General features: G+C 39.7%; 22 protein-coding genes, 1 tRNA gene, 1 pseudogene and 1 other annotated feature. Of the genes and pseudogenes, 8 read left to right on the top strand and 16 right to left on the bottom strand.

What is annotated here, in order from left to right; translation table 11 throughout:
• Positions 1 to 140: 140 nt before the first annotated feature.
• The 8 genes and pseudogenes from HWQ44_RS11670 to HWQ44_RS11705 all read left to right on the top strand — a co-directional run bounded on the left by HWQ44_RS11670 (position 141) and on the right by HWQ44_RS11705 (position 5,896).
• A tRNA-Trp gene (locus HWQ44_RS11670) sits at positions 141 to 213 on the top strand.
• A 188-nt stretch (positions 214 to 401) separates the two neighbouring features.
• On the top strand, positions 402 to 623 hold the full coding sequence (secE, locus tag HWQ44_RS11675) for a preprotein translocase subunit SecE (RefSeq protein ID WP_099102704.1): 222 nt from the start codon (positions 402 to 404) through the stop codon (positions 621 to 623).
• The gene (nusG, locus tag HWQ44_RS11680; RefSeq protein WP_094348919.1) at positions 623 to 1,273 is read left to right on the top strand and encodes a transcription termination/antitermination protein NusG; all 651 of its coding nucleotides are present in this window, start codon (positions 623 to 625) and stop codon (positions 1,271 to 1,273) included. The genes secE and nusG overlap by 1 nt, the downstream gene beginning before the upstream one ends.
• A gap of 6 nt (positions 1,274 to 1,279) precedes the next feature.
• Positions 1,280 to 1,705, top strand: coding sequence for a 50S ribosomal protein L11 (gene rplK / locus HWQ44_RS11685; protein ID WP_094348918.1), 426 nt, complete (start codon positions 1,280 to 1,282; stop codon positions 1,703 to 1,705).
• Between the two features lie 142 nt (positions 1,706 to 1,847).
• On the top strand, positions 1,848 to 2,561 hold the full coding sequence (rplA, locus tag HWQ44_RS11690; protein WP_292718613.1) for a 50S ribosomal protein L1: 714 nt from the start codon (positions 1,848 to 1,850) through the stop codon (positions 2,559 to 2,561).
• Between the two features lie 110 nt (positions 2,562 to 2,671).
• Positions 2,672 to 2,839 (top strand) — a sequence feature (ribosomal protein L10 leader region).
• Positions 2,840 to 2,902: 63 nt separating this feature from the next.
• Complete coding sequence (gene rplJ, locus HWQ44_RS11695) at positions 2,903 to 3,517, top strand: 50S ribosomal protein L10 (RefSeq protein WP_292718615.1); 615 nt, start codon at positions 2,903 to 2,905, stop codon at positions 3,515 to 3,517.
• A gap of 93 nt (positions 3,518 to 3,610) precedes the next feature.
• Complete coding sequence (gene rplL / locus HWQ44_RS11700) at positions 3,611 to 4,000, top strand: 50S ribosomal protein L7/L12 (RefSeq protein ID WP_292718618.1); 390 nt, start codon at positions 3,611 to 3,613, stop codon at positions 3,998 to 4,000.
• Between the two features lie 420 nt (positions 4,001 to 4,420).
• A pseudogene (locus tag HWQ44_RS11705) lies at positions 4,421 to 5,896 on the top strand (IS5 family transposase).
• Positions 5,897 to 6,020: 124 nt separating this feature from the next.
• Here HWQ44_RS11705 and HWQ44_RS11710 read toward each other — a convergent pair.
• The 16 genes from HWQ44_RS11710 to HWQ44_RS11785 form a co-directional block, all read right to left on the bottom strand.
• Positions 6,021 to 8,210, bottom strand: a complete 2,190-nt coding sequence (locus tag HWQ44_RS11710; protein ID WP_292718620.1) for a polysaccharide biosynthesis tyrosine autokinase — start codon at positions 8,208 to 8,210, stop codon at positions 6,021 to 6,023.
• A gap of 80 nt (positions 8,211 to 8,290) precedes the next feature.
• Entirely contained in the window at positions 8,291 to 9,478 is a 1,188-nt protein-coding gene (locus HWQ44_RS11715; RefSeq protein WP_292718622.1) for an aminotransferase class I/II-fold pyridoxal phosphate-dependent enzyme, read from the bottom strand.
• Positions 9,479 to 9,557: 79 nt separating this feature from the next.
• Positions 9,558 to 10,631: a GNAT family N-acetyltransferase gene (locus HWQ44_RS11720; RefSeq protein ID WP_292718624.1), complete on the bottom strand. Its 1,074-nt coding sequence runs from the start codon at positions 10,629 to 10,631 to the stop codon at positions 9,558 to 9,560.
• A 69-nt stretch (positions 10,632 to 10,700) separates the two neighbouring features.
• Positions 10,701 to 11,561: a hypothetical protein gene (locus HWQ44_RS11725; protein WP_292718625.1), complete on the bottom strand. Its 861-nt coding sequence runs from the start codon at positions 11,559 to 11,561 to the stop codon at positions 10,701 to 10,703.
• A 40-nt stretch (positions 11,562 to 11,601) separates the two neighbouring features.
• Complete coding sequence (locus HWQ44_RS11730) at positions 11,602 to 12,273, bottom strand: sugar transferase (RefSeq protein ID WP_292718626.1); 672 nt, start codon at positions 12,271 to 12,273, stop codon at positions 11,602 to 11,604.
• 36 nt (positions 12,274 to 12,309) lie between these two features.
• On the bottom strand, positions 12,310 to 13,479 hold the full coding sequence (locus tag HWQ44_RS11735) for a glycosyltransferase family 4 protein (protein ID WP_292718627.1): 1,170 nt from the start codon (positions 13,477 to 13,479) through the stop codon (positions 12,310 to 12,312).
• Positions 13,479 to 14,531, bottom strand: coding sequence for an NAD-dependent epimerase (locus tag HWQ44_RS11740; RefSeq protein WP_292718628.1), 1,053 nt, complete (start codon positions 14,529 to 14,531; stop codon positions 13,479 to 13,481). The genes HWQ44_RS11735 and HWQ44_RS11740 overlap by 1 nt, the downstream gene beginning before the upstream one ends.
• A gap of 10 nt (positions 14,532 to 14,541) precedes the next feature.
• Positions 14,542 to 15,822 carry a nucleotide sugar dehydrogenase gene (locus HWQ44_RS11745; RefSeq protein ID WP_292718630.1) on the bottom strand — a complete coding sequence of 427 codons (1,281 nt, stop codon included), beginning with the start codon at positions 15,820 to 15,822 and terminating at the stop codon, positions 14,542 to 14,544.
• Between the two features lie 389 nt (positions 15,823 to 16,211).
• Positions 16,212 to 17,870 (bottom strand): glycoside hydrolase domain-containing protein, encoded by a 1,659-nt coding sequence (locus HWQ44_RS11750; protein ID WP_292718632.1) that lies wholly within the window; start codon positions 17,868 to 17,870, stop codon positions 16,212 to 16,214.
• Positions 17,871 to 18,018: 148 nt separating this feature from the next.
• Complete coding sequence (gene asnB / locus HWQ44_RS11755; RefSeq protein ID WP_292718634.1) at positions 18,019 to 19,968, bottom strand: asparagine synthase (glutamine-hydrolyzing); 1,950 nt, start codon at positions 19,966 to 19,968, stop codon at positions 18,019 to 18,021.
• A 6-nt stretch (positions 19,969 to 19,974) separates the two neighbouring features.
• Positions 19,975 to 21,123 carry a glycosyltransferase gene (locus HWQ44_RS11760; protein ID WP_292718636.1) on the bottom strand — a complete coding sequence of 383 codons (1,149 nt, stop codon included), beginning with the start codon at positions 21,121 to 21,123 and terminating at the stop codon, positions 19,975 to 19,977.
• On the bottom strand, positions 21,120 to 22,340 hold the full coding sequence (locus HWQ44_RS11765) for an O-antigen ligase (RefSeq protein WP_292718638.1): 1,221 nt from the start codon (positions 22,338 to 22,340) through the stop codon (positions 21,120 to 21,122). Before HWQ44_RS11765 ends, HWQ44_RS11760 begins: the two co-directional genes overlap by 4 nt.
• Positions 22,321 to 23,469, bottom strand: a complete 1,149-nt coding sequence (locus tag HWQ44_RS11770) for a glycosyltransferase (RefSeq protein ID WP_292718640.1) — start codon at positions 23,467 to 23,469, stop codon at positions 22,321 to 22,323. Before HWQ44_RS11770 ends, HWQ44_RS11765 begins: the two co-directional genes overlap by 20 nt.
• 31 nt (positions 23,470 to 23,500) lie before the next feature.
• Entirely contained in the window at positions 23,501 to 24,604 is a 1,104-nt protein-coding gene (locus HWQ44_RS11775) for a glycosyltransferase family 4 protein (RefSeq protein ID WP_292718641.1), read from the bottom strand.
• A 35-nt stretch (positions 24,605 to 24,639) separates the two neighbouring features.
• On the bottom strand, positions 24,640 to 26,001 hold the full coding sequence (locus HWQ44_RS11780; RefSeq protein WP_292718642.1) for a lipid II flippase MurJ: 1,362 nt from the start codon (positions 25,999 to 26,001) through the stop codon (positions 24,640 to 24,642).
• Positions 26,002 to 26,039: 38 nt separating this feature from the next.
• Positions 26,040 to 26,834: a hypothetical protein gene (locus tag HWQ44_RS11785; RefSeq protein ID WP_292718644.1), complete on the bottom strand. Its 795-nt coding sequence runs from the start codon at positions 26,832 to 26,834 to the stop codon at positions 26,040 to 26,042.
• Positions 26,835 to 26,849: the final 15 nt, after the last annotated feature.

The raw sequence follows: 26,849 nt of genomic DNA on the forward strand, positions 1-26,849 counted from the left end.
AAGTATGGGAGAAATCTCAAGCTGCAAGCGGCATCTGCCGCTGACTTGTTTTAAGGGCAAAACTAAGGTATGATATAAATCGCATATTGCGTTAAACTGAAATTTAGTTCAGCGCAATCACTGGATCAAAAACAGCTTGTGCGCTCTTAGTTCAGTTGGTAGAACGCAGGTCTCCAAAACCTGATGTCGGGGGTTCAAGTCCTCCAGGGCGCGCTCAAGAGCAAAAAACAAAGCCCGAAATAATTACGCAGCTGCTAACATAGCAGTTAGCGCTAATAATTTCGGGTAAACTTATTGTATTTGCAGTTGTTTTGCTTCCAGTAAGTGAAATAGAGTCGAAACTGCAAAGCTAGATGACAATTAAACAGGATCTGGTATAAGAAACGGGGGGATAAACGGTCGTGGCCAAAAAAAGTGAAGCAGAATTGCCAGAAACCACAAATGGGTTTAGCTTTGGCAACTTCATACAGGGAACCAAAGAAGAACTTGAAAAAGTAGTTTGGCCCAGTCGGAAACAGATAGTGAGCGAATCCGCCGCTGTGTTGTTAATGGTGGCACTCTCCGCATCTTTGATATACTTGGTCGATGGATTGTTTGCTTGGGCAGCAAAACAGGTGTTCTAATGAGTTTTGCAACAGATGAACCACGCAACTCAATGTTGCAGTCAGAAGAAACAGCAGAAGCAGCAGAAGCAGCAGAAGCAGCGTCAAAAGAAGCACGCTGGTATGCAGTACAAGTAGCTTCCGGCTGTGAAAAGCGTGTAAAGACTAACTTAGAGCAACGCATTCAAACTTTTGATGTAGCTGACAAAATTATCCAGGTAGAAATTCCGCAGACGCCAGCGGTGAAAATCCGCAAAGATGGCAGTCGCCAGCATACAGAAGAAAAAGTTTTCCCTGGCTATGTGCTGGTGCGGATGATGATGGATGATGATACTTGGCAGGTGGTACGCAACACCTCTCATGTAATTAACTTTGTCGGCTCAGAACAAAAACGTGGTAGCAGCAAGGGTCGCGGTCATGTCAACCCCATACCACTGAGTTCTTCGGAAGTTGAACGTATATTCAAACAAACCAGCGAACAAGAAGCTGTTGTCAAAATTGACATGGCTACTGGTGATAAGATAATGGTGCTTTCTGGTCCATTTAAAGACTTTGAAGGCGAGGTGATTGAAGTCTCTCCAGAGCGGAGTAAACTTAAAGCCTTGCTCTCAATTTTTGGCAGGGATACACCAGTAGAATTGGAATTTAATCAGGTAGAGAAACAGAGTTAAATACAAATGGCGAAGAAAGTAGTGGCGGTCATTAAACTGGCCCTGAATGCTGGAAAAGCCAACCCAGCACCGCCAGTTGGGCCCGCCTTGGGTCAACATGGTGTCAACATCATGATGTTTTGTAAAGAGTACAACGCCAAAACAGCAGACCAAGCTGGAATGGTGATACCTGTAGAAATTTCGGTTTTTGAAGACCGGAGTTTTACATTCGTACTCAAAACGCCACCCGCATCAGTACTGATTCGGAAGGCGGCGAAAGTTGAAAAAGGCTCGAATGAACCCAACAAAAAGAAGGTTGGGTCAATTACCAAAGCACAATTGCAAGAAATAGCCCAAACCAAACTCCCCGACCTCAATGCCAACGATATCGACGCGGCAATGAAGATTGTGGCAGGAACGGCTAAAAATATGGGTGTAACAGTTACGGATTAGTCATTAGTCATTAGTCATTGGTAACTGACGAAGGACAAATGACATAGACGCGCCAGCGGCTTCCCGCAGGGTATGACAAAGGACAAATAACTAAAAATTATCGGGGGAGAGGCGAGGCTTCGGAATTACCCCAGGAGAACAAATGCCAAAAATATCGCGTCGTTTGCAGGGTCTGCAAGCAAAAGTAGAAGAGAAAGACTATCATCCCTTAGAGGCTTTAGCCCTTCTCAAAGACACAGCAACAGCTAAATTTACCGAAGCTGCTGAAGCCCATATCCGGTTGGGAATTGACCCCAAGTATACAGACCAACAGTTGCGGACAACGGTAGCACTACCCAAAGGTACAGGACAAATCGTCCGCGTGGCGGTGATAGCCAGAGGTGAAAAGGTAAACGAAGCCAGCAATGCTGGTGCTGATATAGTCGGTTCAGAAGAACTGATTGACGAAATCCAGAAAGGTAGAATGGATTTTGACAAGCTGATTGCCACACCCGATGTGATGCCACAGGTGGCAAAGCTGGGTAAGTTGCTTGGGCCGCGTGGTTTGATGCCATCGCCCAAGGGTGGAACCGTAACATTTGATTTAGCTGGTGCGATCGCAGAATTCAAAGCTGGTAAATTAGAATTCCGGGCTGACCGAACTGGTATTGTCCATGTTATGTTTGGTAAGACAACCTTCTCGCCTGAAGATTTGTTAGTTAACCTGAAGGCATTGCAGGAGACGATTGACCGTAACCGTCCTTCAGGAGCTAAAGGTCGTTATTGGCGCACATTTTATGTGTCAGCCACTATGGGGCCATCGATTAAAGTTGATATCAGCGCCCTACGAGATTTGAAACTGAGCGAAGCAGGTTAATTTTTAGTCATTAGTCATTAGTCATTAGTCATTAGTCATTTGTAAAGGCAAAGGACAAAGGACATAGACGCGCCAGCGGCTTCCCGCAGGGTAGACAAATGACTAATGACAAAATTAAATAGGCAAAGCCGGAGACAGCAGGTGCTAATAGCTTAATATCCTGCCGAGGTTAAAACTCTAATAGTCAGAATTACCACCCATAAAGGTGTGATAACTATGGCGTCAAGAGTCTTAATACTCAACCCCGGCTAAATTAGCTGGGGTTTGTTGTTTGGGTTCAGGTTGAGAAAAAACGCATAATTAGGGCACTTCCCCGATTGTTTTAAGGAGGTGAGATTGGAATGGGTAGAACACTAGAAAATAAAAAAGAAATAGTAGCTGACCTCAAAGAAACTTTGAGTGAGTCAACTCTGGCACTGGTAATTGACTATCAGGGGCTAACAGTTTCGGAAATCACAGACTTACGGCGGCGGCTGCGTCCTAGTGGCACTGTTTGTAAAGTGACGAAGAACACCCTGATGGGTATTGCCATTAAAGATGATGAAAAATGGCAACCTCTGTCGGAATTGCTCAATGGTGCTTCCGCCTTTTTGCTGGTAAAAGAAGATTTTTCATCGGCAATTAAGGCATACCAAGAATTCCAAAAGGTCACCAAGAAGACAGAACTTCGTGGTGGTGTACTGGAAGGTCGCCTACTCAAAGAACCTGATGTCAAGGTACTAGGAGACTTGCCATCTAAGGAACAACTCATCGCCCAAATTGCTGGGGCTATCAACGCCTTGGCTACCAAGATTGCTGTGGGTATCAACGAAGTTCCTGGTTCACTGGCTCGTGCTTTACAGGCTGTGGCCGACCAAGAGCAAAGTGGTGGTAGCACCGAAACTGCTGCTGTCCAAGATAGCAGCACCGAAAGTACTGCTGAAGGTGATGGCAGCACTGAAACTGCTGCTGAATAGACTTCGTGGTTCATCAGTCAAAAGTCAAAAGTCTATAGTTAAAGACCAATGACCCATGACAAATAAATAATCAAAATTACAGGAGTTATATCAATGTCTGCTGCAACCGATAACATTTTAGAACAACTAAAAGGCCTGTCTTTGCTGGAAGCTTCTGAGTTAGTCAAGCAAATTGAAGAAGCTTTTGGTGTGAGTGCCGCTGCACCTGTTGGCGTAGCGTTTGCAGGCCCTGGCGTTGGTGCTGCTCCTGCTGAGGAAGTTGTTGAGCAAACCGAGTTTGAAGTGATTCTCGAATCAGTCCCAGCTGATAAGAAGATTGCCGTGCTGAAGATTGTCCGGGAATTGACCGGTTTGGGTCTGAAAGAAGCTAAAGACTTGGTGGAAGCTGCGCCCAAGGCAGTTAAAGAAGGTATTGCTAAGGATGCTGCCGAAGATGCTAAGAAGCGGATTGAAGAAGCTGGCGGTAAGGTAACTATCAAATAGTCACAATTCTATTACCAGTTTTTTATTATTAAGGAGCCTAACTTAGGCTCCTTTTTTTATCATAGAGTCTTCTGTTGGATATAAAAATACTATTAAGTATTACAACGCTCATTTGTTGTTAAAAGGGCAAGGGTTACATTAAGTTGGGTTGCTTAGCTTTCTTACCCATTGACGAAATGCTCTAAGTGTTGGACTTCTACCTAAAGCTTGGCTCTGTTCGACAAACTGGGGAATTTCTTTAACAACGGGCAAGTTGGGAAAAGTAGAACTAATTAGGGCTTGCTGAAAAAGAAAGAAAAGGTGGCAGTCTCTAGATTATTAGAGCCTAAAAATATATTCAGGTGCAAGAGTTGAGGGTAAAATAGTGCAAAATCCTTGCATCACAGTGGTCAAAAATGACATAGAGTATCATTAGTCACAATGTACCGAAAAGAAGAATCAACGCCAATTCCACCAGAAAATTTTGAACTTCCATTTGAAGGAAAGTTATCATCAGATAACCGTTGGGTAATTATGGCTGATTTAATACCCTGGAAAGAATTTGAGTCGGAATATTCTTCGGGATTCTCTCCAGAGATGGGAGCGCCAGCAAAATCTTTTCGGATGGCATTGGGGGCATTAATAATCAAAGAAAAGCTAGGGATAAGCGATAGAGAAACAGTAGAACAAATAAGGGAGAATCCATATCTACAGTATTTTCTGGGGATGTCATTATATAGTAATGACATGCCATTTAACCCATCAATGTTAGTACATTTTAGAGAAAGAATAAGTGGGGAGTTAGTTAACAAAGTGAATCAAGAGATGGTGAGGAAGATGTTAGATAAAACCTCATCTCAATCAACTCCCAAAAAAACAGCAGAACCAGAAGAAGAAGGAAGTGAGCCAAAAAATCGGGGGAAATTAATATTAGATGCGACTTGTGCGCCGGGAGATATCAGTTATCCGACAGATTTAGAGCTATTAAATCAAGCCAGAAAACAAACAGAAAAAATTATAGACTTCCTGTATGAACAGGTGAAAGAACAATTAAGTAAAAAGCCAAGAACCTATCGAGAAGTCGCACGCAAAGATTATCTATAAGTAGCAAAAAAACGTCGAGCATCCCAAAAAGATAGAAGCAAAGCTATAAAAAAACAACTGCAATATATCAAAAGGAATTTAGCACATATTGAGCAATTAGTGTTGTTAGAGTCCAGTTTGGTAAATTTAAGTCATAGACAATATAAGATGTTGCTTGTCGCAACAGAAGTTTATCGTCAACAACTATGGATGTATGAAAATAAAAAGCAGAGTATTGAAGACCGGATTGTGAGTTTAAGCCAACCACATATTCGTCCAATTGTCCGAGGTAAAGCCGGTAAAACCGTGGAATTTGGGGCAAAATTTTCGGTTAGCTGTTTTGATGGCTATGTGTTTTTAGACCATATTAGTTGGGATAACTTTAACGAATCAACCGACTTAAAAGTACAAATAGAATCTTTTAAAGACTATACTGGGTATTATCCAGAATCCGTTCATGTTGATAAAATTTATCGCACCAGAGAGAATCGAGCTTGGTGTAAAGAACGAGGTATTAGAATTAGTGGAGTTCCGTTAGGTAGACCTCCAAAAACTGTGAGTCAAGAAAAAAAGAAGCAAGCTAAAGAGGACGAAGGAATTCGTAATTCTATTGAGGGTAAGTTTGGACAAGCTATAAGAAGATTTGGCTTGGATAGAGTGATGGCGAAACTAAATCATACTTCTGTTACTGCAATTGCTATTACTTTTTTAGTCATGAATCTTTCTACTCAAATGTCACAGCTTTTGTGTACTTTTTTGTGTCCATTTTTCAATATTAGACCTAGTATACGGTCTAATATTATTGATACTTATAATTTGATAGCAAGCAGATAGGACACAGTTATGATTAACCCTTATTGAGTAACTAATCAATCCTTCTCCTGCCGGTTTCTGACTTTTTCAGCAACCCCTAATTATAAGGTAATGTATACATCATCTACTTTTTGAATTCATTAAACTACACCAAGCGCTCTCTACTCCCTATTTCAACAGTTTCTTGAAGATTTTTTTCCTCAGTCGAGTAGTAGTAATTGTAGCGTTCAGTCTGTGAAATAACTCCATTTACTACCTGTCCCAGGACATTCTGACCAGATTTTTCTAAAAGCTCCTTCGCGATACTGGCACTAACAGAATCAACTACCCCTGGACGAACTACAAATAAAACACCATCAGCCATTTGACCGAGAGTAACAGCATCAGCAGCAACGTTTAATGATGGAGCATCAATAATTACGAAGTCGTAATAGATAGACAAAGTTTGGATTAATACAGCCATTTTTTTCGAGTCGAGAAGAGAACCTGGATTAGGAGGTGTAACTCCAGAAGTAAGGACATACAAATTATCCATTACTTGTTTGATAGCCGTCCTAATTTCACCTTGTCCAACAATCAGATTACTTAGACCTTCATTATTAATCACTTCCCAGATTTTATGCTGAACAGGACGGCGCATATCTGCATCTACTAGTAAGACTTTGCGCTCCATCTGAGCCATTGTTACAGCTAAATTAGCAGCTACTGTTGATTTACCTTCTCTGGGAACAGAACTAGTAACAACTATAACTTTTAGCTCCTTATCAGCACTGATAAACTTCAGATTTGACCGCAACATTCGGTAGGCTTCATTAATTGGCGATCGCGGCATATCTCGAACTACAAGCCTTTTGTTATATGCCTCAATTTCTTCATTGCCAATAATAGATTTATTGGAATTATTAAAGTTAGGAATAATCCCTAACAAAGTAAATTTTAACAATTCCTTAGCCTGCTCGGTAGTCTTAATTGATTTATCTATTTTTTCCAAAACATACACGGTTGCTAAAGCTGTCAAACTAGCCAATAAACCTGTACTCAAATACAAAAATATCGGAGATGAAATTGACTCTTCCGGTACTTCAGCTTCGGATATCATGCTTGCATTCCCTAAATTTTGATTTTCCGCTATTCGACTTTCTTGTAGCTTTTGTAGTAATAGGGAATAGGTAGATTGTGCAGCTTGTACTTTCCGTTCAAATTGGCGCTGTTGTTGTTCCAATCTTGGTAGATTGTTCAAGCGTTGTTTATAAGCAGTTTGTAACCCAGATAAAGTAGTGATTTGGCTTGCTAAACCCAGACGGTTTGACTCTAATTCTACAAGCCTTGCAGAAAGTTGCTGTTGTAACTCTCCTAATTGAAAGTTATTATTTAGTTGTGATGAGGTTGTTCCGACAACATTTTTTATCCGTTGTTGTAGTAGCCCATTTAAAGATTGTAATTTGTATTGCAAATCGATAATTTGCGGATGGTTGTCCTGCAAAACAGTCCGCCTAGCTGCCAGTTGTGATTCTAGCTGTTGGATTTCTTTGAGAATATCTTGTACCCCTGAAGTTTGGCTAAGGGAAGTCATAACTACTGCTTGCTGGGAGTTCATACCCAATTGTTTACGAATTCCTTGAATTTGTGCTTCAGCATCAGCAAATCTAGATTGAGCTTCACTAATTTGCTGTTGTAATGATGTAATGACTTCCAGTGCCTTAGTCGCTTCTTCTTGCAGAGAAACAATTTTGTACTTTTCTTTAAACCCTGCTAGTTCTGCTTCTGCTTGCCGAACAACTAATTCCGCATTTGGTAATTGTTTTTCTATAAACTTGCGAGCAGTAGCTGCTTGAGTTCTATGAGCAGATATATTGTATTCTAAATAGACATCTATCAGAGTATTAACAACCTGTGCGGCTAATTGTGGATTTTTATCTTTATAGGAAATACTTAGAACGTCAGCTCCCTTAATTTCCTTCACTGTTAGCATTTGTAGAAACTGTTTGGTTTTTAAATTTACGCTTTTATTGTCTTTGAGATTGAGTTTATTTATGGTACTTTTCACAACTGGGACAGAACGGATAACTTCTGCCTCTGTATTCAGAGGATTATTTTTATCATCAACTAATGGCTCTAGTTTTCCCATTTCTGTTCCTACTCCTGTTAATGAAGAAGTAGTATTTATTCTTTGAAATTTTAATTTTCCTTCTGCTAAGTAATAAGGCTTCTTGAATAATGTAGCTACCTGTAAAATTATAAATACACAAACAAAAATACCTAAAGTTGGAATCCAACGGCGCTTCAGGACTTGTAAATATTTATCAAAGGTTCCAGAAGATTCTTGTATTGTCATAAAATGATTGCAAGCTTTTTGATTAGTGTTAAAATTATCAAATATCGAATTACTCAGAATGCATGTGTAGAAAATTAAAATCAAGTTGTCAGATAAACTTTTTCAGTAACCATGAACATAGAATTTTGATTTTTTTGAGTTTTATAATGAACTGCTTTGATTTGATTAATTACTATTTCTAAATCTTCGTCTGTGAGATTAGATCCAGAAGGCAAGCAAAGACCGTAGTTAAATAAATCTTCTGCTACTGCACCACCAAAAAATTCACACTGAGCAAAAATAGGCTGGAGATGTAAAGGTTTCCATACAGGACGAGATTCAATTTGCTGTTCAAGAAGTGCTAGGCGGATTTGTTCTCTATTTGCACCAAAAGCTTCAGTATTTATTGTTAAGCAGGTGAGCCAGCGAGTAGCGCATCCATAATTAGCTTCAGGCATAAATTCTATTCCTGGTATATTTTTTAAGCCTTGGTAGTAAATTTCAAAGTTGCGCCGTCTAGCTGCAACTCGCTCACTTAAAACACGCAACTGACCGCGACCAATACCAGCTAAAATATTACTTAGGCGATAGTTATAACCAATCTCTGAATGTTGGTAATGCGGAGCGCGATCGCGTGCTTGTGTTGCTAGAAAACTGGCTCTACTTACTAAGTATAAATCATTAGAAACTAACATTCCACCACCAGAAGTAGTGATAATTTTATTGCCATTGAATGAGTAAATGCCAATCCGTCCAAAAGTTCCTAAAAAACGCCCTTTATAAGTAGCTCCTAAAGCTTCAGCAGCATCTTCAATTAAGGGGATATCATACTGATTACAAGCTTTCAGGATTGGATCAATATCTGCACTTTGACCATATAAATGTACAACTACAACAGCTTTGGGTAGTTTGCCCTTTCGGGCGCGGTGATCTAGGGCTTCTGCTAATAGTTCTGGATTCATGTTCCAAGAAGTGCGATCGCTATCAATAAATACTGGTTTTGCTCCTAAATAAGTAATTGGATTCGCACTAGCAATAAACGTTAAAGTAGAGCAAAAAACTTCATCCCCAGGCTCAACACCAACTAATCGCAAAGCTAAATGTAGAGCCGCTGTACCAGAACTAACAGCAACAGCATGGCTAGCGCCAGTTACTTGACAAAATTCTTGCTCGAAAGCGTCAACATGGGGGCCAACAGGAGCAATCCAGTTAGTTTCAAAAGCTTCTTTGACAAATTCTAGTTCGCGATCGCTCATGTGAGGTGTTGAAAGCAAAATTGGTTTATTCATCCGCATTACCTAGATCACTTCGCTATTTTTTGTTGATATATTTACATAAAAGTTTTGCGTAAGTCTTGTTATTTATCCCTCAATTAAGAGAACGATAGGCAGGGAAAAAACTTGAGTTAAGTAAACTTTTTGGCTCAGTTTTTAAAGATTTTGCTCGTAATTTAACTAAATAAATATATTTTTCTTCATCTGTAATTAGACGCAGTGTCAAAAAGGAATGTCTTTGTTTAGAAAAACCTGCTTTGAAATTGTAGAGACTATCTTTAGCTGCACCAACACCACCGCCCAAATGCAAAAATTTATTTCCACGTTCTTTAGCCCAAAATCGAACGTAATCAAACATTAACTTGCTAGGAGCTTGTTTTAGGAATTCGTTTTTTGTTCCTCCAAGGTGGTATTGAACTATTTCACAGCATTCAGTAAATATTCCAGCACAGGCAACTTGATTATTTAACTCTAAAATACACAAGTGGATATTTTCATTCATATTTGCTAGAGAAGCAAAATATTTATTATCAAAATAAAAATATTTTTTAGCTTCTACACGTTCCATTGTTTCAGTATATACATCAATAAAATCATTGATACAATCCTGAAAATTAACCATTTTTGCTGTAAATCCATTCCGTTTACATCTATTGATATAAGTGCGGTGTTCCGGTCGGGTTTGCTGCCATATTTCTGTTGTTGATAGGCTTAAGTTAATAGATATAGTTTCTCCCGATACTTGACATAATTGAGGGATTAAAACTTCATTAACATTTTGATTTAGTATTGGATGCAAGCGTAAGAATGCTGAACACACGTTTTTAGATAAAAATACAGATTTGAGTTTTTCAAGTGCCAAATTTAAAAACTCAGGTGTGTTAGCCGCTGCTTCACTTAATAGAAATCCAGGATAACCATAAGGCGAAACAACATCAAACACTTCTGGAATCGTTAACTCTGCGTCAAATAAATCATCACAGCGGCGCAGTAAATAAGGTAAAAAAAATATTTTTTCACCATCGACTATTAAAATAGCCTCTGGTATGGATTGAGTTCTTTGAGACTCTAAATATACATATTCAGGCAAATGATAAACATCATAACTGAGATGTTCCAGTGTTTGTAACCACAAAGGATTAGCTAAATCAATTACTTGAATATCCATCTTTAAAATTAATTACGAATTACAAGTAGCGAGTAAATGAGCGTCCGTAAAAGCGTCATTACGAGTTATTTAGTCATGCCCAACTAGACGATAATATTTGTGTGGATATCGCCAGTGGATGAATCTCTCAATAATGGGATTTATCTCTACTTTTGCAGGAATATGCTTTACCTGAAAGCCCATTCCTTCTTTGAAAATACAGAGTTTTTCATCTTCACGAGAGTGCAGACCGTTGACAAGCTCACGAATTAACCCAGAACGGCGACAGACCTGGGCAAATTCAAATAGCAATCCTGTACCAATGTAGGTAGACAATGCCTCAGTGGCGATGATTACTTCATCAATGTAAGCAATACCGTTGACAGCGTATCCTGTAACATAACCGCAAAGGTCTGCACCATTAAGACCTGCAAGAATCAACCGTTGTTCAGGGGCGACATAATCGGCTAGTCCCGTCAAATAGTCTTTTTTTGAAGGGATTTGACGATAAGCTGTTCGCTTTAATGCCGACAAAAAGACTTCATAACCCTGCTCCTGCAAGAGTGTGAGTTCATTTAACTGCACAATATTTACTCGTTTGTAACACCTTCGTAGATGATTTCGACGATTTGCTGTCACACTTTGGAGATCATAGTTTTCTAGATTAGGTAAGCAGTGAATCGGCATTGAAGCGTTAGCAATAGTTGTATCAATCTCACATAATGTTGTTTGGAATCCCCAAGATAAGGAGGTTGGGAAAGTTGCTTCTTCAGCACTCAAGCGTGCCAACCAATGAAGCGGCTGATAGAAACCCCGAACAGTCTCCTTCCAGTAGCGATCGCAATGGCGAATAACATGCGTTCCCCGTTTGCGATGCCAATCAGCACATTCTTCTTCTGTCATTGAGGTTAACACCGCTGCGGATACATCTTGTATCTGTTGAAAACTCATGTTTTTCTAGTTCCAATACTTCTATTGCTTAGGAAAACCGCTATTGTTCTTTAAGTTGACCTTTGAATTCCTCTGATGTAACGTGACCTTCCTGGGTGATGCTCTTTCGTTGCAGTACTTGCCATAAAGTCATGAACAGAATTTTCAGATCAAGTGATAGACTCCAGTGATCGATATACCAAACATCTAACTGAAATTTTTTATTCCAAAATTGATCTAATGTGCGGCGACCATTAACTTGCGCCCAGCCAGTAATACCTGGCTTCACTTCATGACGACGTGCTTGTTTAGGGGTATAGCGGTCAAGATACTTTACTAATAATGGACGAGGGCCAACAAAACTCATGTCTCCTTTCAAGACATTCCAAAGTTGAGGTAATTCATCAAGACTAGTTTGACGCAGGAATTTACCAAAGGCTGTGAGGCGTTTTTCATCAGCAAGAAAATTACCTTCAGTATCTCGTGCATTAGTCATAGTACGGAATTTGTAAAAGTTGAAAATCCGAGCATTTTGACCGGGACGGGGTTGGGTGAAAATAACTGGGCTACCCATACGAAAATAAATAGCGATCGCTACACTCATGAGTAAAGGAAAAAGAAAAATCAAAGCGATCGCTGCCACAACTCTATCTAATATAGATTTGATTAATCTACTGTCTTTTTTTAAATTAACGCCCTGTAAATTATGACGATGCATAGATACGTTTTTCACTCTGAAAATACTTCTAATCTCTAGTTTGCCTCAAATTTATAAGTCTTGATAGTACTTATAAAGTCGTTCAAAAACTAATTTTTCATCATATTCAACTTCCACCCGTTCACGGCCGTATTGACCATAAGCTTGTCGCAATTCATAGTTAGACAATAGTGTTTTTAAAGCCTCAGCTAACTTTTCACTATTTTGAGGTGGCACAATTAAACCTGTTTTTCCATGAATTACAGCTTCTCGACAGCCGCGAATATCTGTAGTAACAACTGGTAAACCCATTGACATTGCTTCTAGGATAGATCGTGGTAGTCCTTCATGAGTGAATGTAGGCAGCACAAAGATATCTAACAGCCCTAAAAGTTCTGGTATATCTTGACGTTCGCCTGTCAAAGTAACATGTTGCTCAATTCCTAGAGAGTGAATTTTTTTTATCAGTTCTGTGTGAAAAGGTTCAGGATCACTGCTGAGTTGAGAGCCTATCACCAGAACTTGCAAATTGGGGAAATCAGGCAGCAATTTCGCTGCTGCTTCAATCAAATATCCACTCCCTTTTTTCTGGGTTATACGCCCAATTGTGCCAATAATCAAGTCGGTATTATCAGGAATACTCAAGGATTTTCGTAATAAGCTTTGATGAGTAGAATTGAGGCGATGTCTACGATGGGCTACGCCTACGCGCTTAAAACGATTAATGTCTACACCGTTACCTAAATAATATATTTTTTCCAGCGGACAAAGACCTAACTTTTTAGCTGTGGCAATATCTTCATAATTTTGGGTAAGGATGAGATCGGTTATGAAAGCAGCAAGTTTCTCAACAATAAAATAAAAACGATATTGACTAGGTGAGGATTGATCGTGAAATGGAAAACCGTGAGCAGTGTAAACAATTCGTTTAACACCAGCCAGTTTCGCTGCAATGCGACCCAAGACAGCAGCAATAGGAGTATGGACGTGAACAAGGTCGTACTGATTCTTTTGAATTAATTGCGTCAGTTGATAAATACTTCTCAAATTCCAGATAGGAGATATCTGACGGTCAATTTGAATTGGATGAACTATATATCCTTGTTGTTGTAATTCTTCAACCTCTGAACCTGGAGAGCAAGCTATTTCAACTGACAGATTATGAGACAATAAGTAATCAATTTGAGGCCGTAAAAGCGTCTGGACAGTACCTCCAATTGCACAAATATGCAGTATTTTCATTATTTATTACTCCCCACCCTCACCCAGGAGTTTTGAGTTAATCGAGTATTAGCGTTCTGATAATAAGAACAATACCAAGCTACAAAACGTCCAATTCCTACCTCAATAGTTGTGCTAGGTCTAAAGCCTACATCCTTGACTAGATCATCAACATCCGCATAGGTGACGGGGACATCACCAGGTTGCAAAGGGAGCAAATTCTTTTCTGCTTTCATCCCCAAACAGTCTTCCAGCACTTCTATGAAGCGCATTAATTCAACTGGTTGATTGTTACCTATATTGTAAATCTTATAAGCAGCTTTACTCGTTCCTGGGTCGGTTGCATCTCCTGTATTTGACTCAGGAATTTTATCCATCACCCGGATAATACCCTCTACAATGTCGTCAATATATGTAAAATCTCGGCACATCCTCCCGTAATTAAAGACATCAATCGGCTGGTTTGACAAAATTGCCTTAGTGAATAAAAACAGCGCCATATCTGGACGTCCCCACGGCCCATAGACAGTAAAGAAGCGGAGTCCAGTTGTTGGTAAACCATATAAATGGCTATAACTATGAGCCATTAACTCGTTAGCTTTTTTAGTTGCAGCATATAAACTAACTGGATGGTCTACATTGTCATGAATAGAAAAGGGTGTTTTAGTATTAGCACCATAGACAGAACTAGAAGAAGCAAATACCAAGTGTTGGACGCCTGAATGGCGACAACCTTCCAAGATGTTAATAAAGCCTACTAAGTTGCTATCTACATATACATGAGGGTTCTTGATGGAGTATCGGACACCAGCCTGAGCTGCTAAGTTAACCACCACATCAAACCGTTGTTCAGCAAACAGTTGAGCTATAGCTACTGAGTCTGCCAAATCCAGTTGATAAAAACTAAAACTTGAGTTTTCCTCTAGTTGAGCTAAACGGTCTTTTTTCAGCAGGACATCGTAGTAATCATTTAGGTTATCTAGACCAACAACCTCATCACCTCTGGTCAATAGGCGTTGGCTGAGGTGAAAACCAATAAAACCAGCAGCACCAGTGACTAAAACCTTGACCATGATGTTTTCCCTATAAGCTCCAGTAATGAATATGGGGTGGTAGTGTAGCTTGGCTAAAAATGGACTTGATATCCATCAACACTCCACCTGGATGCAAGCAGTTAAAAAGTTGTTCGCAAGGCATATCTAAGTAAGCCTGATGACTGACTGCAAGTATTACCCCGTCTAAATCAGACAGATTATGCCAATCTACTAAATGAATCCCATATTCCTGCTGTGCTTCATCGGGATCTACCAGAGGATCGTGTAAGAGTGGTTCAATACCGAATTGCTGCAATTCTGCCACGATATCTGGTATGCGACTATTACGAATGTCGGGTACATTTTCTTTAAAGGTAAGACCAAGAATTCCTACCCGTGCTTCTTTAATCGACAGGTTAGCTTCAACTAAGAGTTTGACAAAACGCTGACCGAGGTAAGTACCCATACTGTCGTTAATTCGACGACCGGCTAGGATGACTTCGGGATGGTATCCCAATTCTTCTGCCTTGGTAGTTAGATAGTAGGGGTCAACTCCAATGCAGTGACCACCAACAAGTCCTGGGGTGAATGGCAAAAAGTTCCATTTAGTGTTTGCAGCTGCTAAAACATCGTGGGTGCGGATACCGATGCGATCGCATATTAGCGCCAGTTCATTCATCAAAGCAATATTTAAGTCTCGCTGGGTATTCTCAATCACTTTGGCAGCCTCAGCTACTTTAATTGAGGAGGTGCGATAGACTCCTGCATCAATAATGGCTGTGTAAATGCTTGCAACTCGTTCCAGAGTTTCTGCATCTTCCCCAGCTACCACTTTGACAATCTTTTCCAGTGTATGAGCGTTGTCACCCGGATTAATCCGTTCTGGAGAGTAGCCCAGCTTGAAATCAACACCTACCTTTAAGCCTGATACCTTTGCCAAAGTTGCTCCGCAGATATCCTCTGTTACCCCTGGATAGACTGTGGATTCGTACACCACAATTGCTCCAGGTTGTAGCACTTTACCGACGAGTTCGGAGGCTTTAATCAGCAAGGTGAGGTCAGGATTATGGTTGCGGTCAACTGGGGTTGGTACAGCAATCACAAAAAAGTTTGTATCTACTAGATCATAGAGGTCTGAAGTGATGATTAGACTAGAATTGATTAACTCATCAGTGGAGATTTGACCTGTGCGATCGCTACCTTGCTTTAAACTTTTAACTTTCTCTAAATTGATATCAAATCCAATAGTATGAGGAAATCTTTTAGCAAATGCCAGGGCAACGGGTAGACCAACGTAGCCAAGACCAATAACTGCAATGCGGTTGCTCATAGCTCAACAGAAGCATGTTTTGAATATACGAAATTTGACCATTGTTATTTATCAAAAAGACAAATATTTTGAGAATTGAAATAACCCTTATTCGGACAGGTTAAAACTTGCAATCAGGTAATACAGCAGTCTTATTGATTTCTATCTCAATTTTGTAACACTTTTTTCTTTGAGTCATGCCAACTTGGCGCAGCTTCTACAAATAAAAAGACATAACCGCATCTATTTAATTGTTTGGCTGTAGTTATTATTGCTTTTGAGATTTTTACTGGTTCATATACTCTGTCAAGGAATAATTGACGATGCTATATCTATATTTTAATTATTAGAATCAAGAATCTCCCAATTGTAAACTAACGCGATTGCTCAGTTTCACAGTCAGGAGAGGATCAATAAGAAGAAAGTTTCTCTATTTCTTCACCCAACTGTCGCCGGACTGATTCCAGCAGATTTGGATCTCGCGTCCAGTTTTTCCAGTCAAGACCGACACGCCTAGCTAATCGAAGCCCCCATTCTTGGTGATATCTACGATGGGCTGCGCTTACGCGACTTTTGAAGATTTCGAGATATTCGTAATCTTCTACCCCTTCTCTGATCCATTTGAGTCTCATGGAAGGGACAACTCCTTTCAAACCAACCTGTTTACCAGGATAAAACAACATCCCTTCACCAGGATAATAGTCTTTTTCCTGGGAATAAGTTTGAACGTCCTTCCACGGATCTTTTGTCCATAGGTCAACTCGCCAGTATAAAATCCCTGTCAGTCCCAGGCTTTGGCTAATGAAGCCTGGATGAATTCTGTAGTTGATTGGTTCAAAGTCTATCTGCCATTTAGGAGAGTACCCATCCTGTACCAAAGCATTGTAAGACCAAACTTTGTCTCCTTTTTGTAGAACGTCAGATATTTGTTTTGGAGCCTCATCATAGGATTCTGGTAATACTACCCAGATATCTATAGCTGAACGTCCAGTACCGGAACCATCATCATAAAGTGCAGGTGTAGGAGTCATTGCTAAGGCAGTTGCGATTCCAGCCTGGTGAAAATTTTGCGCCCATTGTTTCACTGGTTTAATCAGACTTGGACAGTTATCAATCTCATCAGCATATCTAGTGTAGAGAAATAGACCAGATTCATGTTTAGCAGCAGTAGTTTTAATCTTATTGATAGAAGGGGCTGAAGCCATTTTGCAAGTACTAACATTAGCCCCGCTCCAAAAGGGAAGACTTCGGGAACGAAGTCCCCACTGCTTCATTAATTCCGGTTCATCTACTGGGTTAAAATGTGCATCTGGCATTAACTTATGTTTGAGAAGTTCTACCATATCGCTTTTATCTTGATGTTCATAGAATGTAAACTCAGAATTGAGCGATGGTTTTATCGGTAACTCAAAATTCCAAACTTTAAGGTGGATTTTGCCTGTAACATCTCCTTGGTCACTGCTAACAGTGAAAGTGCCATAATATTGACCGGCTTGAGTGTCGCGAGGTACAAATATATCTACCCAAATAGGTTGGTTATTCCTAGCTTTGAGGTTGAATGGAACTGCATCTAATTCAGCACCTTTAATATCTCCTTTATTTTCAGGATTATTAAACGGAATTAGTCCATCAGCATACCATCCAGTACCTAAAGGTGGATTGGTACTGCCTTTTTTGTTAGGACTAGAATGAGTAACATGAACGTAATGTTCTCTATAGAGTGTAATGTTAGTCTTGGGGATTATTTGATTGTTTGGCCCAGATAAGTTGGAGACTGAAACGTTGACGTTTGTCAGACCACTATTGGGTGCGTGAATTCCTATCTGAAAAGGCTCATATTCCCCACGGGCCGCATACAAATCAATGCTATTTTTATTTTTTGCTAGGTCTTCTCGCTTTATCCTTTCTAAATTTGAAGTCACCCATACAAAGGGACGATCGGCTAAAAATGAGTTCTTTGCTAATAGATCGATACTTGAACAAGCAAATACAGTAAATACTGTTAATAGCATCCAGACAAGAAGTTTTAACCTGCTAATAAATCTTGTTTTTCTATTATAAAGAGACATTTTAACTTCTCCTGATTGAAATATTTGTTAATCCAGTATTTCATTAATTCATAGCGAATTTTGTTAGAAAAACTCCGTGTTGCGCTTACTTTGCGTGCCTACCCTGCGCGTTGAAAATCGCTATGTTGATTGAGAATGCTGCAAGAATTTAATGGTTTTCTTCTAACCACGCCTGAAACATCAACACATCCCACAAATAATTTTGCCAGTCTCGCTCAGATGAAAGATGTTCTGCCCATTTTTGGCGAATCGGCTGCGGATTCAAAAATCCTTCTTGCTGTAGCCGATGTTCATCTAGTAAGGCTTCTGCCCAGTCTCGCAAAGGAACGCGCAACCAACTATCAATCGGCATCCCAAACCCCATTTTGGGGCGCTCAATCAGGTTTTGAGGTACATACTTGTACAAAATCTGACGCAATAGCCACTTACCCTGACCGTTACGGATTTTCATGGACATAGGTATGCGCCAAGCTAATTCCACTACGCGGTGATCTAAAAATGGTATCCGACTTTCTAAGCTCACACCCATACTGGCTCGATCAACTTTGACCAGGATATCGTCTGGAAGATAATTTACCGTGTCGTGGTACATCATCTGTTGAATGAAGTCGGGTAACTGCGTTAATTGGTGGCGATCGCTATAATTCATCAAAGGCTTTAAACTATTTACTATTAATGCTTCTCGCTCTTTCCAATGAGAAATCATGCTTGTGTATAAAGCTTTGGTATCAGAAACAGCCAAAATTTCCGCAATCCAGTGCAATTTATCCCCAGGAGTAGGTTGCTTGAGTTTAGCTGGTAGTAAGCCATGAAAGTTAGCCAAACCCCGATTCCAAGTTTGAGGCGATAAGCTAGACAGGGAGCGTGCAACAGCTTGACGCAGCGTTGGAGGTATCCAGCCAATCTTTTGCCAAGTGCTGCGACCCCAAAAATAGCGTTTGTACCCTGCAAAGAGTTCATCGCCGCCATCCCCGGAAAGACTGACTGTTACATGCTGTTTTGCAAGCTGGGATATTAAGAAAGTTGGAATCTGGGAACTGTCGGAGAAGGGTTCATCGTAAAGTGTCGGCAGCTTGGGGATGACAGCAAGTGCATCTTTTGGGGTTACATAAAGTTCTGTATGGTCTGTGCCTAAGTGCTGTGCTACTGCTTTAGCATAATGTGCCTCATTGTAGCTATCTTCATCAAAACCGATGGTAAATGTTTTCACCGATTGGCTACTTTGAGCCTGCATTAGGGCTACTACTGTGGAAGAGTCAACCCCTCCTGAAAGGAAGGCTCCTAAAGGCACATCTGCAACCATGCGTAGTCCGACTGCATCTTGTAATAACGCCTCCATCTGTGTTACAGCTTCTATTTCCGAGCCGATGAAGGGTTGATTAACACCCAACTCGGCGGCTTTGAGTGCAGACCAGTAGGGTACAGGATTGGGATGAGCATCCATACCGTTCCAAGTGAGGACTGTTCCCGGTGGTAACTTATAGATGCCTTCGTAGATTGAATAGGGTGCAGGTACGTAGTTATTTCGGAGAAACACTGCTAAGGCATCACGATTGATTTTTGCCTGGAAAGCGGGATGGACTTTCAGAGCTTTTAGCTCAGAGCCAAATAAAAAGGTTTGACCCATCCAACCATAATAGACAGGTTTTTCACCCAAGCGATCGCGCCCTAAATGCAAAATTCGCTCTTGACGATCCCACAAGGCAAAAGCAAACATCCCATTAAAGCGCCCAAGTGCCTCATGTAATCCCCACTGACTAAAACTAGCCAACATCACCTCAGTATCAGAACGTCCCCGAAAATGATGCCCTAGTACTTCAAGTTGCCGCTTTAACTCCAAAAAGTTATAAATCTCGCCATTAAAAACAATTACATACCGACCATTCGCAGATATCATCGGCTGATGTCCTTCTGGCGAAAGGTCTACAATCGCTAGTCGTCGATGTCCCAAAGCGATCCCTATCTCTGCATCAACCCAACTCCCGCCATTATCTGGCCCCCGATGTAAGAGTGTGTCTGACATCTGCTGAACCATGTAACAGAGTTCTTCAGGGCTGACTTGTCTAGATATATTCCAAAAACCAGCAATGCCACACATAAAATGTTAGCCTTTCAATTTAGTTTTTTTAGTAAGTATGTTGTCGTATAGCACTTCATATTGATCCACAACAGAGTCTAAAGAAAAGCATTCGATCACTCTTTGGCGTGCTGCTTTTCCTAAAGCTTCTCTACCCTCAGTTCCTATATCTATCAACGCTTTCCAAGCATTCGCTAATGCCTCTGGATCTCTTGGGGGGACAACTTTTCCTGTATCACTAACAATCCAGGCCGAATCTCCCACATCTGTGACAACACAAGGAACACCACAAGACATAGCTTCGCCAATTACATTAGGAAAACCTTCTCCAGACGAAGAGGAAGAGGCGATATCGAAAGCAGCAGTTAAACGGGGCACATCATGACGTTCACCGAGTAGATGTATCTGCTTAACAAGCCCTAATTCATGGATTAGCTCAGATAAAATATGATTTTGCCAATCTACTTTATTGCCAGCAAGAACAAATTGGACGTTGGGATAATTCTTAAGTAGTAATGCAGCAGCCTGAAGAAAATTAAAATGATCCTTTATCGGATGATAACGACCAATCAGACCAATCAGCAAAGCATTTTCAGGGATATTGAATTCTGAACGAACACTAAGGTAAGCTTTGTCTGACGGGATGAATTTATCTGTTTCAAATCCATTGGGAATTACACAGGTTTTCTTAATGCAGTAGCCACTTTTTTCATGTTGTCTGGCACTATTCTGAGAGTTGTAAATAATTTTTGTAGCAGAATTAGAAAACTGAGCAGAAAGTTTAATAATAATAGTTGTTCTTGGTTTTTCTAAGTCTAAAGAATAAAGTGAATGACGAATGTTCCATAAAACTGACACCTGTTTGAATAGAAAAAGTCTGGCAAACTGTGCAGCTAAGTTTCCATGATACATCCAACCTTGAATCAAGTCAGGTTGGAGTTGACGGACTATGTGAATTAATCGCCAAATATTCGCTAATTTAGGCTTTCCTTCTTTTATCCCAATGGTGTAAACAGGAATACCTAAAGTTGCAATGCGATCGCCCCATATACCACGATCCATCAAAGAAATGACAACTGGATTAAAACGTTCTCGATCGATTCTGGAAAGAAGTTTATAAAGCATGACTTCAGCCCCACCGGTGTAAAGTCCTGTAATAATATAAATGATTTTCATGATTTATTTTCTAGTTGAAATTTGTGCTCTAACTGACTTACAGCAGTCATTGCAGCCATTAACGAGAACATTATGAGGATGTAGCGTTCCTCTAAAACATTATGGCTAAATAGACCCCAGAGAAGAATAAAAGCAGCAAAAGCCAAGCCAATATATTTAGTTTCTCCATGTGCGTGCTGTGTCACTGCATATACTAATAAAGGTAGGATAAAAGCGCCTAATATTCCGTGGTCAGCCATATAGTATAAGTAGATGTTATGTGTAGATATTTCCATATTCCACGTTAAAGTTGAGCCAATTCCATTACCAAAGAATGGATGTTCAGTAAACATCTGCCAAGCTAACTGAGCTACTTCTAAACGAGAATCAGCAGAATCTTCAGAATCAGAACTTGAAATATTTTGGAACCATGCAATTCTTTCAAGTGAATTTTCATTGAAGCTCAAATCTTGTAATATTTCTTCTGACCACTGTGATCCTAAAGTAATTATTATCGTTACTATTCCCAACACCCAATAAAGTAATTTTTGAAGATTAAGTACACGGGTAATGGTAAAAATAATAATTGTAACTAGCCAGCCAAGAATAGCTCCTCGCGAAAATGTCAACAGCACGCCAATACCGATGATAGATATGAAAGGTAAACGATATATTGGCTGTAATAAACTCACACTAAAAATCATCCCAAGTACTAACGCAGCCCCATCACTGTTGGGATTTAGGTAAAATCCAGCAGATCGGCCACCAGTACCTAGTGAATTAAATGCGATCGGGTTAAAAAATTCGTAAATGTTGTTGAATACAGCTATTAAGACTGTAATAAAGATTGCCCATCTAATCCAATAATGAATATTTTTGTTTAAAGAACAAATTAGAATCATTATTACGATGAATATCACTGATAAAATGCGTTTTCTTAATTCTTCAACAGCAATCTCACCAGGTATCGATAATAATACGAACCATAATAAAGAGACAAATATAAAACCAAAGCACCAACTAATCACAGAGCGTGGGAGATATTTTATCTGTAAAAAAAGCAATGGTATGGAGGCTATACCAAAGGATACGATCCAAAATAAGGGAGGTTGAGAGAAGATTCCTGATGTATACAAGTAGGAACTAATTTCTGTAAAAAAAATGAGAATAGCACCTACTGCGAGGGTACATTGGTAATAAAAGAGGAAATTCAACTTTTTATTGAGAGATTGATTCATGGGATAGACAAAGTAAAGCAGCTTCGGTTTTAAAGACTAATTGAAGTACTGAGAAATGGTCAATAATTCGCTGACGAATTTGAGTGCGATCGCACCCATCAATACCAATAGTTTCTATTAACCTCTTCAGAGCATTTTTTAAAGCCTCTGGATTTTTAGGAGGTACTACTACATCAATATCACCAACAATCCAAGCGGCATCACCTACATCTGTTACCACACAAGGTATGCCGCAGGCCATCGCTTCTCCAATTACGTTGGGGAATCCTTCTGTGTAGGATGAAGAAACAACAATATCTAGGGTATTGTAGATTGCAGACATATCTGCACGCGCTTTTACCCAGATAACTCGATTAGAGATGCCTAATTCATCAGCTAGTTCATATAACTCTCGCGCATAGTTTTCCGAGCCACTACCCACACAGACAAAACGCACATCACGTCTCTCTTCAGATAGTAATGCTGCTGCTCTAAGAAATGTGGGATGGTCTTTCCTTATATCTAGTCGCCCCACTAAACCGAGCAAAATTGTGTCTTCGCAAATTCCCCACAACTTTCGTACTTTTATCCTAGCTCCTTGATCGGGTTTAAATAGTTCGATATCAATACCATTCGGAATTACTGTCATCTTGTTAGCAGGAAATCCATTAGTCAGGTAATATGCTCGACCAGCATAGGAATTGACAATAATCAGGTCAGCCAAGTGGGACAAGAAACACTCTAACTGGAAAAGTAAACGCCCTAACCAATCGTCAAAATCAGGATCTACGTTAGATGAGCGTATTCCCCAAACCATACGGGTTGAAGGAAAAAAGGGCTTTAAGAAGATAGTGAGTAAATTTGGTATCCCAACATATCCATGCAACACATCGGGATGTATACGTTGAAGATGCTGAACAAGACGCCAAAAGAAGCCAAATAAATGCCAACGTCCCTGTTTATCTAAACAGATGATTGGGATACCACTATCTTTCAAGTCTTTATCTAAAGATAATGAACCACTAGGGTAAAAGCATAAAACGGTGATATCAAAGCATTGTTTATCAAGAGCTTTAACTAGTGTCACTAATTGTCTTTCTGCTCCTCCATAGTTAAGGTCACGAATGAGGAATACAATTTTCTTTTTCATATCTTTAAAAATAAAACATGGTTATTAATTGTCAGATTTTATTCTTAATAACTTCAGCTAACAAGTTTTCCCACATCCCCATTATTTTCTCTAAACTGAATCGTTCGATTATTTCTGGCGCCCGAACAGCTAAAGACTTCCGTTCTTTTTCATCAGACATCAGTCGTTCCATTGCTGTGGCTAACGCTGACACATCTTCATTTAGAACCAAAATGCCATCTATGCCATTACGAATAATCTCTTGTGGCCCACTAGGACAATCTGTAGAGATGACTGGTAACCCACATGCCATTGCTTCGCAAAGGGCATTAGGAAAACCCTCAAAGCGGGAAGACATAATAAAAATCTCCGCCTGCTGCAAAAAATCATAATTGTTTTTCACCATTCCAGGAAAATGAACGCGATCGCTCAACCCAAGTTGCTTACGCAATGATTCCAACTCTGGACGTAGTATTCCGTCTCCCAAAATAGTCAATGTCCATTCTGGATAACGATTCTTCAGTTGTGCAAAGGCTTGCAGCAGCAGATCAAAGCCTTTCTCTCGGACAAAGCGTCCCATAGCAATGAGCGATCGCTCTCTTAAAACCTTGTCCGATGGTCTTTTTTCCATCGGTGGCAATACAACCATGTTAGGGATAATACAGCTATTAGTTTGCAGATTTGATGGAAAATAGTCTCTTGCTTTTTTAGTTTGAAAAACAATCCGATCTGCAAATGAATAAGTCTGTTGTCGTAGTTGTTTCCAATTTCCACCTAAAGAACTTTTTACTGGATTACTACGTTCAGACACCACCACTGGTATATTCAACCATCGTGTTGCTAGTAAAGTAATCACATTAATTTTAGACATAAAGCTAATCACAGCATCTGGGTTGCTGTTGATAATTGCATTTCGTAATCTTCCGATGCGCTTCAAATTATTCCAAATGCCAATAATCGCATTGGGTGATTCTCCAGCTATATCTAAAGGGGTGTAAAAAACGCGATTATCTAAATCAAATTGGGGTGTTGCATTGTTATCAAACGTCAATATAGTAACTTGCCATTCTTTCGCTGCCCAGAAATTTGCCATGATTGATATAACACGTTCTGCGCCGCCATAAGTAAGGGAATGAATAATTAATGTTATTCTCATTTTTCGCTCAAATATTTGACAGATGCTCCATCTTCTCAATTGGCAGAAGGACTTGTTAGTTTTTTGTTCGCATAATGCGTTAAAAATAAGAAGGAAAAAATATAAACACAGGTTGTAGATAAAGCAATACCTATAACATCAAACCATTGTATAAACACATAATTGAGAACGATATTGATGATTAGATTATAAGCAGAACCCCACATCAATATCTGATTGGCTTGCATGGCAGAAATTAATCGTACAACCAATGTTCCTGCTATATAAAAAGGGATTTGTAAAGCAAAGTAATTTTGGATCTGAGCTACTAAATGAGTATCGTTAGCTGTAAACGAACCTCTTTGAAAGAGTATCTTAACTAGAGGCTCAGAAAATACAAGCAAGAATACCGTCAGCAACATAGTAGTCACAAAGATGATCTGCATATACTGCTTAAGCGTATGGCGTGCGCCTATCCAATCCTTAGAAACTACCATCTTAGAAAAATAGGGAATTACAGCAGTACTTAATGCTGTGGTAGCTAGAGATATCGGAAAAGAAATCAGTTTGTTACCGTAACTCAGTGCTGCTACACTACCAGGTGACAACATTGCTGCCATAGATTGATCTACTAGATTTGTACTGCACATTAAAAACCCTCCTGCAATCATGGGGAAATACTGACTAACAACCTGACGGAGGTGAGTATCGAACCCATACCATTTTGGAAGCCATGAAATTCCTTGTCGATGCAGTGCTGTTCCTAAAAGAATTATTTCTAGTACTGCACCGCAGATTAACCCTGCTACTAAAGCGAAAATACCCCAAGACTTAACCATCAATAACAATAAGACGCTAATAGTTGGAGTCATAATTGGTGACAAAGCTGCTAATGCAAAACGCTCTCCTGCATTCAATACAGCACCCCAGATGATAATAATCCCACTTAATAGAACAAGAGGTGCGATCGCACATAGCAAATGAAAAGTCATATCTAGCTTTTCGGGACTGAACCCAGCAGCAATATATGGTAAATATAGGGGTGCACTAGCTACCATCAATATTGTTGTGATTCCTAATAGTCCCAAGCCGCTAATTGTGGCTCCACAAAAAAGCCTTTGAGCGGCCTTTATACCTTCTTGCTCTCGTACCTGCATATAAGTAGGTATAAGAGCAGTATTAAAAGAACCAGCTACCACATTGATGATAAAAGAAGGAACCAACAAAGCAATTAAGAACGCATCTAAGTCGTCTCCAGTACCAAACCTCTGAGCAACCACTAATTCTTTACCTACAGCCGCCACTTTAACCAATGCTGTCAATAAACCAACTATCATCGCTGCACCAAAAATTTGGCGATTGATAGAGCCGCTTGTCAGTCGCTTCCAGTAATCAACTAAGCTTTGCAAACGCCACATTTTCATACCGCAGTTGAAACGATTTAGAGTTATTCAATCTAAAATCTAAAATTTGAGAAGCGTGGTAAGGATAATTGAGATAAACTCATATAAACTTTCAGCAAATGTAAATATAGTTTGCCCTTCATAGTGATGCCATTAATACAGTTAAAATTCTTAACAATCTCTCCACCAAATTTTTCTTTAAACTGATTAATCCCTAGCTTTTCTTGATCTGTATTTCCGGTATACCAGCCTCCAAAATCATAAACGGAAATTCCTAAATTTTTAAATCTCACTATATCTTGCCAGTGATGGTAACGATTTGCCCGCCCTAAAATTGACTGATAGGAAGTATCAGTACTATTTTTAACTGATGCAGAATGCAAAAGACGAACTCTATTATCACTACGATAATAAACATGCCAAACTAAAGATTCACCATTGTTTAGTTTGACACGTGAAATATCAATTACACCAGCATCTGCACGATTTTTTAGCTGGGTTCGATTAATTTTATTTAACCCTTTTTGGCAAGCAAATAAATCATAAAAGTCAGAAAATTGATTGATGATCTCACAGTCAATCTGCTCCCAGTATTCATAAATCACCTGGTCTTTTTGCTCTGCTCTCCTAATCTTATATTTATCATTACTACTGATACTTCCCCAGAGTTCATCATGACTTTTTGTTAAGTCAATCAACCTTGTGTAAAATTCATCAGACTGACCACCTTCAATAGGGTGTATCCATTGCCTGTAATGGAGTACATCCACATTACCTAATTCTTGTGGATCTTCGTCAAACCAGACTTCTCCTACTGAAAAGATAAATTTCTTTGTAATAATCAACATCTCTTTTCTCCTCAC

The sequence above is a fragment of the Nostoc sp. JL34 genome (genome assembly GCF_017114945.1).
In the GTDB taxonomy this organism is placed as follows: Bacteria; Cyanobacteriota; Cyanobacteriia; order Cyanobacteriales; family Nostocaceae; genus Nostoc.

What these genes read in the sequence shown, in the direction of transcription:
- nusG (WP_094348919.1), top strand. Translation starts at nt 623, where the DNA reads ATGAGTTTTGCAACAGATGAACCACGCAACTCAATGTTGCAGTCAGAA.
- rplK (WP_094348918.1), top strand. Translation starts at nt 1,280, where the DNA reads ATGGCGAAGAAAGTAGTGGCGGTCATTAAACTGGCCCTGAATGCTGGA.
- rplA (WP_292718613.1), top strand. Translation starts at nt 1,848, where the DNA reads ATGCCAAAAATATCGCGTCGTTTGCAGGGTCTGCAAGCAAAAGTAGAA.
- rplJ (WP_292718615.1), top strand. Translation starts at nt 2,903, where the DNA reads ATGGGTAGAACACTAGAAAATAAAAAAGAAATAGTAGCTGACCTCAAA.
- rplL (WP_292718618.1), top strand. Translation starts at nt 3,611, where the DNA reads ATGTCTGCTGCAACCGATAACATTTTAGAACAACTAAAAGGCCTGTCT.
- HWQ44_RS11710 (WP_292718620.1), bottom strand. Translation starts at nt 8,210, where the DNA reads ATGACAATACAAGAATCTTCTGGAACCTTTGATAAATATTTACAAGTC.
- HWQ44_RS11715 (WP_292718622.1), bottom strand. Translation starts at nt 9,478, where the DNA reads ATGAATAAACCAATTTTGCTTTCAACACCTCACATGAGCGATCGCGAA.
- HWQ44_RS11720 (WP_292718624.1), bottom strand. Translation starts at nt 10,631, where the DNA reads ATGGATATTCAAGTAATTGATTTAGCTAATCCTTTGTGGTTACAAACA.
- HWQ44_RS11725 (WP_292718625.1), bottom strand. Translation starts at nt 11,561, where the DNA reads ATGAGTTTTCAACAGATACAAGATGTATCCGCAGCGGTGTTAACCTCA.
- HWQ44_RS11735 (WP_292718627.1), bottom strand. Translation starts at nt 13,479, where the DNA reads ATGAAAATACTGCATATTTGTGCAATTGGAGGTACTGTCCAGACGCTT.
- HWQ44_RS11740 (WP_292718628.1), bottom strand. Translation starts at nt 14,531, where the DNA reads ATGGTCAAGGTTTTAGTCACTGGTGCTGCTGGTTTTATTGGTTTTCAC.
- HWQ44_RS11745 (WP_292718630.1), bottom strand. Translation starts at nt 15,822, where the DNA reads ATGAGCAACCGCATTGCAGTTATTGGTCTTGGCTACGTTGGTCTACCC.
- HWQ44_RS11750 (WP_292718632.1), bottom strand. Translation starts at nt 17,870, where the DNA reads ATGTCTCTTTATAATAGAAAAACAAGATTTATTAGCAGGTTAAAACTT.
- asnB (WP_292718634.1), bottom strand. Translation starts at nt 19,968, where the DNA reads ATGTGTGGCATTGCTGGTTTTTGGAATATATCTAGACAAGTCAGCCCT.
- HWQ44_RS11760 (WP_292718636.1), bottom strand. Translation starts at nt 21,123, where the DNA reads ATGAAAATCATTTATATTATTACAGGACTTTACACCGGTGGGGCTGAA.
- HWQ44_RS11765 (WP_292718638.1), bottom strand. Translation starts at nt 22,340, where the DNA reads ATGAATCAATCTCTCAATAAAAAGTTGAATTTCCTCTTTTATTACCAA.
- HWQ44_RS11770 (WP_292718640.1), bottom strand. Translation starts at nt 23,469, where the DNA reads ATGAAAAAGAAAATTGTATTCCTCATTCGTGACCTTAACTATGGAGGA.
- HWQ44_RS11775 (WP_292718641.1), bottom strand. Translation starts at nt 24,604, where the DNA reads ATGAGAATAACATTAATTATTCATTCCCTTACTTATGGCGGCGCAGAA.
- HWQ44_RS11780 (WP_292718642.1), bottom strand. Translation starts at nt 26,001, where the DNA reads ATGTGGCGTTTGCAAAGCTTAGTTGATTACTGGAAGCGACTGACAAGC.
- HWQ44_RS11785 (WP_292718644.1), bottom strand. Translation starts at nt 26,834, where the DNA reads ATGTTGATTATTACAAAGAAATTTATCTTTTCAGTAGGAGAAGTCTGG.